Genomic DNA, 7,439 nt, shown 5'->3' with positions numbered 1-7,439 from the left:
CGACTCCGTAGCTCAGTGGATAGAGCGTTTGCCTCCGGAGCAAAAGGTCGCGCGTTCGAGTCGCGCCGGAGTCGCCAAAAAAACCGTGATGAGTATTGCTCATCACGGTTTTTGTTTTTAGCTCGATCGGTTGATGTTTTAGCGCACGCTGACCGCTGAAGTTGCACTAGCATTGGTTTCGCTAGTAGTAACGGGAGTTTGCAGCAACGGGCGTTTGAGCGCATACAAGGCGGCAGCCGTCACCACTGTGCCCACCAAAATTGCCACAATGTACAAGCCCAAACTACCAACTGCATTGGGAATTGGCAACACGAACACTCCGCCGTGTGGCACTTGCAGGGTTGCCCCAAAGCTCATCGAGAGTGCTCCCGTAACGGCTGAGCCAAGCATAATCGCTGGAATCACGCGGAATGGATCGCGTGCTGCGAAGGGAATTGCGCCTTCGGTGATAAACGAAATGCCAAGCACTGCCGCTGCCTTGCCGGCTTCTTGTTCTTCGGCGGTAAAGCGATTTTTGAAGAGTAACGAGGCCAAGGCCAAACCAAGCGGCGGAGTCATGCCAGCAGCCATTACGGCAGCCATTGGAGCATACACATTGCTAGCCAATAATCCAACCGCAAAGGTATAGGCGGCCTTGTTGACTGGCCCACCCATATCGAAGGCCATCATTGCCCCAAGCAACAAGCCCAGCAAAATCGCGTTGGTTCCTTGCAACCCGGTCAGCCACTCATTCAAACTGGTGTTAACCGCACTAACGGGCTTGCCAATCACATAAATCATCAACAAACCGACGATTGCAGTACTGAGCAACGGTAGAATTAACACAGGTTTGAGGCCAGCCAAGGTTTTTGGCAAACGAATGTTGGTGTTCAGCCAATCGGTAGCGTAGCCCGCAATAAAACCAGCAATGATGCCACCCAAGAAGCCGGAGCCATTGCTGCTGGCCAACATCCCGCCAATCATTCCAGGCACTAAGCCAGGTCGATCAGCGATTGAGAAGGCAATAAAGCCCGCCAAAATTGGCACCATCAGCGCAAAGCCCGATTTAGCCCCAATTTGGAATAACGACCAACCAAGCGTGTTGGCATATTGATCTTCATATACATAAATGCCGCCAATCGCAAAAGCCAAGGCAATCAGCAAGCCGCCTGCAACCACAAACGGCAGCATATACGAAACCCCAGTCATTAGGTGTTTGTAGGGACCGGAGCGGCTGGCCGAGCGTTGAGCTTTGAGATCATCGACGGTATCAGCAAGGTTGGCTGAACCGCTAGCGTTATAGGTTTTGGCTTGATCAAAGGCGGTTTTGACCATTCCCTGACCATCGGTAATCGCTGCTTTGGTCGAGGTTTCATAAACCCGCTTGCCTACAAAGCGACCAAGATCAACTTTGGTATCAGCGGCGATAATCACCAAATCGGCTTCACGAATATCGGCCTCAGTCAGCACATTTTGCGCACCAACTGAACCTTGGGTTTCAACTTTAATCTGATGACCAAGGGCTTCTGCGCCACGTTGAACCCCTTCGGCGGCCATAAATGTGTGGGCAATACCAGTTGGACATGAGGTGATCGCAACAATGCGTGCCATGGGATGCTCCTTATAACGAGGGTTCGGGGGCAGGGGCTGGGGATCGGTATCCCTTCAATGTCAAGCGCCTGTTGCCAAACCCACGTATGTTCCGCTAGCCAAAACCTTTACCAATCAGTTCCAGCATTCCCTCACCCCCGACCCCTCTCCCACTACGGCGGGCGAGGGGCGCACGGTTGGATCGGTTCCCCCTCGCCTCGTAGGCGGGCGATGAGGTGAGGGCATACAATTCATTGTCAACCCAGTGAACCATTACAAATAGCCAACAAGCCTTACCCTCTGCGCCTCTGTGTTAAAACCCTCTTTGCGTCCTTCGTGTGCTTCGCGGTTTCAACGTCTGATCCCTGACCCCTGATCACTCGGCTTTTGATTTTGCCTTCTGCCTTCATCTCTCATAATTCATAATTCATTCTTAAATTAGAGTGGAACGCCTTTAAGTTGATTCGCGCCACGTTGCAACACATCAAGTTGCGCATTGCATGGGCGAATCACCACATCAGCACGAATCTGCTCGACAATTTCGGCGGCGGGTAAGTTGCTGCCAAGCTGGGTGATTTTGGCGGCAGCAAAGGCCGTGGCCAAGCGGGCACTCGCCGCAAGATCAAGCCCTTGGGTTTGGGCGGCAACCAAGCCTGAAACCATGGCATCGCCTGCGCCGACCGTGCTTTGTACCGCCACACTCGGCGGAATCGCCACCAAACTTTGGGCGTTATCCAAAAAGAGTGCGCCATGTTCGCCCATCGAAATTACCACCAGTTTGATGCCATGGCTGAGCAGTTCGCGGCCTGCTTTGGCGGCGGCTTGTTCGCTGGTCAGCGGGTAGCCTACAAATTGCTCAAGTTCGGCAAGGTTGGGCTTGGCGATGGTTGGGGAGGCAGCCAACCCGTAGCGCAAGGCCTCGCCGCTGGTATCCAACACAACCTGCTTGCCTGCGGCGCGAATAATTTCGATCAGCTGACCATAAATTGTGCTGGGAATACCTGGCGGCACGTTGCCCGCCAAAATAAACCATTGATTATCGTCAGCAGCCAAGCGTTTGATTGTGGCGCGAATCGCATCCAATTGCTCGTTGGTTGGGGTCAAGCCAGGCAAATTAATTTCCGTGGTACGTTGGGTTTGTTGATCGCTAATTTTGATGCCAACCCGTGGCTGGCCTGGAATTCGAATAAATTGGTCGTCGATTTGTTTTTCGGCAAACAATTTATCGAATAATTCGGTGTTTTGGTCGCCCAAAAAGCCAGTTGCCACCACCTTATGGCCGTTGGCTGCCAACAGCGAGGCGACATTCACGCCTTTGCCCCCAGCATGGCTCTTGAGATCGTAGGCCCGATTGACGGTTTCCAGCTGAAAATTATTGATGAAAATCGTTTGGTCAATGGCGGGATTGAGCGTTAATGTAACGATACTCATAATTGATGTACCTCGGCAGCACTGCGACATGCCAAGGCACGTTGCGCGAGTGCTTGTAAATCGGCCAAGCTATGTTGACGAATGGCAGCTTTGAGTTCGGCGATGGCTGGTACGCTGACGCTGAGTTCATGCACGCCCAAGCCCACCAAAATCAAGGAACCACGGGCATCGGCGGCAATGCCACCACATACACCAACCCATTTGTTGTGGGCGTTGGCGGCGTGGGCGGTCAGGTCGATCATTCGCAGCACCGCTGGATGCAGGCCATCGGCTTGGCTAGCTAATTGTGGGTGTAAACGATCCATTGCTAGGGTGTATTGGGTCAAATCGTTGGTGCCAATCGAGAAGAAATCGACTTCTTGGGCAAATTGTTCGGCGAGCACTGCCGCCGATGGCACTTCGACCATAATGCCGAGTGGCACTTGAGGCGCGTCGAGTTCGCGGCGCACTTGCTCAGCCAAATCGCGGGCGGCGTACCAATCTTCCAAGGTGGCAATCATTGGGAACATAATTTTGAGCGGCCCAAAAGCGGCGGCGCGATAAATCGCACGGAGCTGTGGGATAAATAATTCAGGTCGGGCTAGGCAGAGTCGAATCCCGCGAATGCCCAAGAACGAATTATCTTCTTTGGGCAAATCGAGATAGGGCACAACTTTATCGCCGCCAATATCCAGCGTGCGAATAATCACCGAGTGGCCCGCCATCGCTTGCACCATATCGCGATAGGCCTCGAATTGTTCTTCCTCGCTGGGAGCACTATCGCGCTCAAGGAACAGAAATTCGGTGCGCATCAAGCCCACGCCTTCGGCTCCCGCAGCGGCGGCAACACTCGCATCAGCAACGCGATTGATGTTGGCAGCAATTTCGATTCGATGGCCATCGCTGGTTTGGGCTGGCTCGAAGCGCGTAGCTTGAGCACGCTCGTGTTGTTCGGCCAATTCGGCTTGCAAGTTGGTCGCGGCCTCGATATCGGCACTACTTGGGTTGAGATACAATTTGCCGTTGTAGCCATCGAGAATTGCAATTGCTTCTTCGGGCAAATTCAACAAGCCTTCGCCAGCCCCAACGATTGCTGGAATTCCCAGCGAACGCGCTAAAATTGCGGTGTGCGAAGTTGGGCCGCCGCGTACTGTGCCAAAGCCCAAAATAGTGTCGGGGTCAAAGGCGGCGGTATCTGAGGGAGTCAAATCGTCGGCCAAAATAATCACTGGCGTGGCTGCATTCAAAGGCCGTTGATGATCGCCGCCGATCAACTGGCGTAACACCCGCTGACCAACATCACTCAGATCAACCGCACGGCCAGCTAGCACTTGATCGTCAAGTTTTTCGATTTGGGCCACGCGCCCGCTGATCACCTGATGCCAAGCCCATTCAGCGCTATGTTTTTCAAATAACAACGAGACGGTTTGTTGCACAAGGCTGGTATCGCTCAACATTTCGCTATGCACGCGGAAAATCGCCGCCTTGCCTGAGCCAATTCGCGCTTGCACTTCATCATAGAGCGTTGACAGCTCGGCTTGGGCAGCGGCCAATGCCAGCTCAAAGCGATTGACCTCAACCATCGGGTCACTTGGCCGATCTTCGATCACCAACTCGCTATGGCTATAACGGCGGAGCAAGCCAATCGCCAAGCCTGGCGCGGCGCTAATGCCATTGATCGTCTGCTCAACGGCCTTGGGTGTCCAGCGCACATCGACTGCAGCGCGTGTTGGAAGCGTTTCCGCTGTTTCATCAGCTAAGCCTTGGGCCAATGCCTGTTGTAAACCACGTAGCGCCGCAGCGGCATCAGCACCTTGAGCCGTGACCTGAATCGTCGCGCCATGGGGAATGCCAAGTTGCAAAATAGAGATTAAGCTTTTGCCATTGGCCTCACGCGAGCCATAACGTATGCGCACTTCCGCTTGAAAACGCTTAGCGCAATCAACAAAGGTTGTGGCCGGGCGAGCATGAAAGCCAGTGGGATTCAAAACTTTGGTTTCAAAAAAGGGCTGGTCACTGGCAACCGCCACACTGATAGCTGGAGCCGCTGAGGCTGCGGGAGCCGTTTCAGCGCCAGTCAATGCGCGAATCAGATCATCAGGATTGGTGGTGTGGGTGAGTTGGTCAACTAAGGTTTTATCGCCAAGCACGCGGGTAAGTTGGCGCAAAATTGCAATATGTTCATCGGAGCGAGCGGCGATGCCAACGATTAAGTGCACAGTTTCACCTGGATTCCACTGCACCCCGTTGGGCACTTGCAGTACCACAATTCCGGTTTGGCGAATCAGATCGCGGGCTTCGGGCAAACCATGAGGAATTGCGATGCCATTGCCAAGATAAGTATTCGAAAGGGCTTCGCGTTGGAGCATACTTTGAATATAGCCAGACTCGATCTGCCCATTGGCAACCAGAAGCTGGCCTGCTTGTTGAATTGCCGCTTGCTTGTTGGCGGGCTGACTCTTGAGTTGGATATGACGCTGCTGTAGCTCGATCACGTCGGACTCCTTTGTCGCTGATGGCTACCCGTTGTGAGTAGTGGCTCAGGTAGGGTTGCGGGGAGAGCTTTGAATTTGTTTGCTGAAATTACTGTAATCGATTACAAAGAATTTGTCAATACTTTTCACAAGAGGGCTTGATTTTACAATGTTTTTCAGTAGAATAAGCCTATCAAGCCACTATTTGGCTTAGGTACTAGCATTCTATTGTGAAATCGATTACAATACATCCTAAGAAAAAGCGCACTAATCTGCTATAATGCCGCAATCGTTTTCAGCACTGCAATCGACTACTGCCAAGGGGAGTCTCGCTATGTCTAGCATCAAAGATGTTGCCAAAGCAGCCAATGTTTCAACGGCGACAGTTTCGCGGGTTTTGGCCAATCATCCGCATGTGCGGCAAGAGGTGCGCGAACGGGTGTTAGCGGCGGTGGCTCAGCTCGAATATCGGCCTAATTTGATTGCCCGCAATTTGCGTTCGCAGCAATCCAACACCTTGGGCTTGATCGTTTCAGATATTCGTAATCCCTTTTTTACCGCCGTTAGCCGTGCCGTCGAAGATACGGCCTATGCCCATGGCTACAATGTGCTGCTCTGCAACACCGATGAAAATCCCGAAAAAGAATTGCTGTATTTGCAACTGATGGGCGACGAGCAAGTGGCTGGGGTGATTTTCTCGCCCACCTTACAAACCCTCAATCGCTTTCATGAATTGAATTTGAGCTTTCCGACCGTATTAATCGACCGTTCGTTGCGCAGTGGCGATGTTGATGCCGTGCTGTTGGATAATGTGAGCGCTGGTTATACCTTGGCCCAACATCTGATCAATCAAGGCTATCGGCGGATTGGGGCGATTTTTGGTGAGGCCAGCACGACTGGGCGCGAACGCCAACGCGGCTTTGAAGATGCCTTGCGCGATGCAGGCATCAGCATGCAGCCCGAATATTTGCGCTTTGTGCGACCACGCAGCGAAGCTGGCCATAGCACAACCTTGGATCTCTTGCGTTTGCCGCAACCACCAGAGGCCATTTTTACTAGCAATAGCTTACTGACGGCTGGCGCACTTCAAGCCATTCGTGAACGGCGTTTGCAGATGCCTGAGCAAATTGGCTTGGTTGGTTTCGATGATACAGCTTGGGCCAGTTTGGTGCAGCCAGCGATAACTGTTTTAGCCCAACCAACCGATGAAATTGGCCGCTCAGCGACGGAATTAGTCTTGCAACGGGTGGCAGACCCACAACGGCCAACCCGCAAAATCATTTTGCAAGGCGAGCTGATTGTGCGCGAATCGAGTGTTGAGCAGCGGGTAAGAGCCTAATTTTTAACCACGAAGGACACGAAGAACCACGAAGGTAACTAACTTCGTGTCCTTTGTGCGCTTCGTGATTAAATTTCATACTTCAGCATTCATCCTTGCTTAAAACAGGCTACAATACATCCAATCAACTCTTTTGTGTGAGGCTTTTACTGATGACAACATTAAACGTTGGCGATCTTGCGCCAGAATTTGAATTGCCCGCCGATAATGGGGAAACGATTCGCTTGAGCGATTTTCGGGGCAAGCGTGTGGTGCTCTATTTTTATCCCAAAGATGATACGCCTGGCTGCACCACCCAAGCCTGTGGTTTTCGCGATGCCTATCCACAAATCGAGGAACAAAATGCCGTCGTGATCGGGGTCAGCCCAGATTCGGTGGCTTCGCACCAAAAATTCAAAACCAAGTTTGATCTGCCATTTTTGCTGGTGGCCGACGAGCAACATAGCCTCGCTGAGGCCTACGGGGTTTGGGGCGAGAAGTCGATGTACGGCAAAAAATATATGGGCGTAACTCGTTCGCACTTTATCATCGACGAAAACGGCTATTTAATCGATGTTCAAGGCAAAATCAGCCCCGCCGATAGTGTCAGCGGCGCGTTGAAGTTGCTGATTAAGTAAGTATTTGTACCCCAACTCAGGCTTGTTTGA

5 protein-coding genes and 1 tRNA gene are annotated in these 7,439 nt (G+C 52.4%); 3 read left to right on the top strand and 3 right to left on the bottom strand.

Annotation, left to right across the window (positions count from 1 at the left end; all coding sequences use genetic code 11):
- Position 1: 1 nt before the first annotated feature.
- Positions 2-77 (top strand) — tRNA-Arg (locus tag DEF47_RS24270).
- Positions 78-138: 61 nt separating this feature from the next.
- Here the strand turns inward: DEF47_RS24270 and DEF47_RS24265 are convergent.
- The 3 genes from DEF47_RS24265 to ptsP form a co-directional block, all read right to left on the bottom strand.
- Entirely contained in the window at positions 139-1,590 is a 1,452-nt protein-coding gene (locus tag DEF47_RS24265) for a PTS fructose transporter subunit IIC (protein ID WP_012192236.1), read from the bottom strand.
- 417 nt (positions 1,591-2,007) lie between these two features.
- Positions 2,008-3,000 carry a 1-phosphofructokinase gene (gene pfkB / locus DEF47_RS24260; RefSeq protein WP_012192235.1) on the bottom strand — a complete coding sequence of 331 codons (993 nt, stop codon included), beginning with the start codon at positions 2,998-3,000 and terminating at the stop codon, positions 2,008-2,010.
- The gene (gene ptsP, locus DEF47_RS24255) at positions 2,997-5,474 is read right to left on the bottom strand and encodes a phosphoenolpyruvate--protein phosphotransferase (protein ID WP_012192234.1); all 2,478 of its coding nucleotides are present in this window, start codon (positions 5,472-5,474) and stop codon (positions 2,997-2,999) included. Before ptsP ends, pfkB begins: the two co-directional genes overlap by 4 nt.
- Positions 5,475-5,787: 313 nt before the next feature.
- Here ptsP and DEF47_RS24250 point away from each other — a divergent pair, with 313 nt between their 5' ends.
- Positions 5,788-6,792 (top strand): LacI family DNA-binding transcriptional regulator, encoded by a 1,005-nt coding sequence (locus tag DEF47_RS24250; RefSeq protein ID WP_012192233.1) that lies wholly within the window; start codon positions 5,788-5,790, stop codon positions 6,790-6,792.
- 152 nt (positions 6,793-6,944) lie between these two features.
- The gene (gene bcp, locus DEF47_RS24245) at positions 6,945-7,409 is read left to right on the top strand and encodes a thioredoxin-dependent thiol peroxidase (protein WP_012192232.1); all 465 of its coding nucleotides are present in this window, start codon (positions 6,945-6,947) and stop codon (positions 7,407-7,409) included.
- Positions 7,410-7,439: the final 30 nt, after the last annotated feature.

This window comes from Herpetosiphon sp., assembly GCF_003512625.1.
Taxonomy (GTDB): Bacteria; Chloroflexota; Chloroflexia; order Chloroflexales; family Herpetosiphonaceae; genus Herpetosiphon; species Herpetosiphon aurantiacus.
This window is presented reverse-complemented; position numbering and strand designations above follow the sequence as displayed.